Source organism: Desulfonatronovibrio magnus (assembly GCF_000934755.1).
Classification (GTDB): domain Bacteria; phylum Desulfobacterota; class Desulfovibrionia; order Desulfovibrionales; family Desulfonatronovibrionaceae; genus Desulfonatronovibrio; species Desulfonatronovibrio magnus.
Map to the genome: position 1 here is coordinate 1 of NZ_JYNP01000133.1, position 2321 is coordinate 2321.

General features: G+C 42.8%; 2 protein-coding genes. Both read left to right on the top strand.

All coding sequences use genetic code 11. From position 1 onward, the window contains the following. Positions 1–81 precede the first annotated feature (81 nt). The gene (locus LZ23_RS11670; RefSeq protein ID WP_045214386.1) at positions 82–294 is read left to right on the top strand and encodes a hypothetical protein; all 213 of its coding nucleotides are present in this window, start codon (positions 82–84) and stop codon (positions 292–294) included. Between the two features lie 33 nt (positions 295–327). Then, positions 328–2280: a cache domain-containing protein gene (locus LZ23_RS11675; protein WP_045214388.1), complete on the top strand. Its 1953-nt coding sequence runs from the start codon at positions 328–330 to the stop codon at positions 2278–2280. Positions 2281–2321: the final 41 nt, after the last annotated feature.

Genomic DNA, 2321 nt, shown 5'->3' on the forward strand with positions numbered 1-2321 from the left:
TGGAAGCTATGCAATCGCAATCGGCACGGGGACAGTCCCTGGTTTCGGAACTGTTAAAGCTCGCCTTTTCAGAAACGCTTAATGCTCTTGATAAACAATACCAGGGTTGCCAGTGGATTTGAAGAAGTAACCGGATATAGTCTTGTAGGAGAACAAAGTACGACAAGCTGGGAAAAGCTCATTCATCCTCAAGATCTGCCTGTAGGGGTGGAGAGAATGAAGCTGCAGGGAAATCATAGTATTCTTGATTGCGGCTTTCTCCGGAATGACTTGGGTTTAAGTCAGCGCTCATAAACATTGGGTGGGAGTTCTTTTGGAATCTTGTCAATGCGCGATAAAACAGTTTTTATTATTAATAACAACCAGATAGCCACAACAGGGGGCAACATGAAGGTATCGATTTTCTGGAAAATAGTAATAATGCTCGGAATTACTGTTGTTTTGATCAGCTCAGGAGTCTTCTTTTTCAGCAATTATTTTATTGCAGGGAGCCTGAACCGGGAGGCCCTGCAAGATTTGGAAAAATTCAGAAAAACTGTAGACATGGAAATCAATGCAATAGAAAGTTCCATGTCTTCCTTATCCAGAATGACTTCCATGAATCCTGACATCGTAAATGCTGTTATGGATCATGATACTTCACTGCTCCAGCAGTTTGGCCAAATGATAATTGATGAAACTGATGCTGAGTTCATATCCTTTACTGACCATCAGGGAAACGTTATCGCCCGTGGTCACAATAACCAGACCGGAGATAACATCCGCGATCAGCTCAATGTAAGCCGTGCTCTTTCAGGCAGCATATCTGCCGGTGTGGAATCTGGACAGCATCTTTCCCTGTCCATAAGGTCTGCTCATCCTCTTGAGTATGGCAACAGGATAGTTGGCTCTGTGGTCATGGGTGTGGACTTCAGATCACATACCTTTGTTGATCTTATAAAGCAGAAGCTGGGATTAGAGGTAACAGTTTTTGATAAGGAGACAAGACTTTCTACAACGATTATAGCTGATGGACAAAGAGCCGTGGGCACTGCAATGGGCAACCCTGAAGTTATCGCAACAGTCCTCAGGCAGGGAGAGGTATTTTTAGATCAGTCCGCTATATTAGGCCATATGTATGATACAATATACTGGCCCATTATCGATGTGGCTGGAGAAAGAGTGGGCATGTACTTTCTTGGTCAGCCAAGAGATGTAATAGAAAATGTACAGTCAGGGCTGTTTAACTCTATTCTTGTAGCTGCCCTGATCATTGGAGGCATTATGATTACAGCAGGTGTTTTCTTTGCCAGAAGTATAAGCAGACCTGTAAAACAGGCAACAGACTTTGCAGAAAACATCGCATCGGGCAACCTTGATGTCCAGCTAAAATCAACAGCTAGGGATGAGATAGGCGTCTTGGTGCAGGCTGTCAATAAGATAAAAGATAACATTGATACGATCATTGAAGATGTGGTCAAGCTTTCTTCAGAGATTCAGCATGGCCATATCAGGGCAATAATTGATGTCAACAAATACCAGGGAGAATACTCAAGACTGGTCGGTGATATAAATGAGTCTTCAGAAATTATTGCCAGATATCTTGAATTGGTTCCCTCGCCTGTAATGACCATGGATAAGGACTATAATGTACTCTGGATGAATAAGATCGGCCTTAAAGTGCTGGGAAAAAGCCTTGATCAGGTGGTGGGCAGTAAATGTCATGAACTTTTTAAAACCAGCGACTGTAATACAGAAAGATGTGCATGCCGGCAGGCTATGAAATCAGGAAATTCCTGCTCGTCTGAAACCCAGGCAACACCGAGTGAATGCACTCTGGACATCTCCTACACTGGAGTTCCAATAAAAGACAATAATCAGAACATAATAGGAGCTATTGAATTTGTAACCGATCTTACTGAAATTAAAAATTCCCAGAGAATGATGCAGTCCATTGCATCAGAAGCTACAAATGTTTCTGAGATACTTTCTTCAGCAAGTGAAGAGCTTTCAGCTCAGGTGGAACAGGCAAGCAGGGGATCAGAAGAACAGAAAAACCGAACCTCGGAAACTGCAACTGCCATGGAAGAAATGAATGCCACAGTATTGGAAGTAGCCAAAAATGCTTCCAGTGCAGCATCTGGAGCAGACAAAGCCATGCAGTATGCACAGGAAGGAGCGGAAATATTTTCAAACTCCATAGAATCTATTAACAGAGTTGACCAAATGTCTCACGAGGTAAAGGACACGGTAGATGTCAAGAAAGATGTCGCATCTAAGCCGCTTTTTTTTCTGTGTTAGATGTTCTTTTTTTATTCAAGGTAACTTCAGTCGGTGCGCTC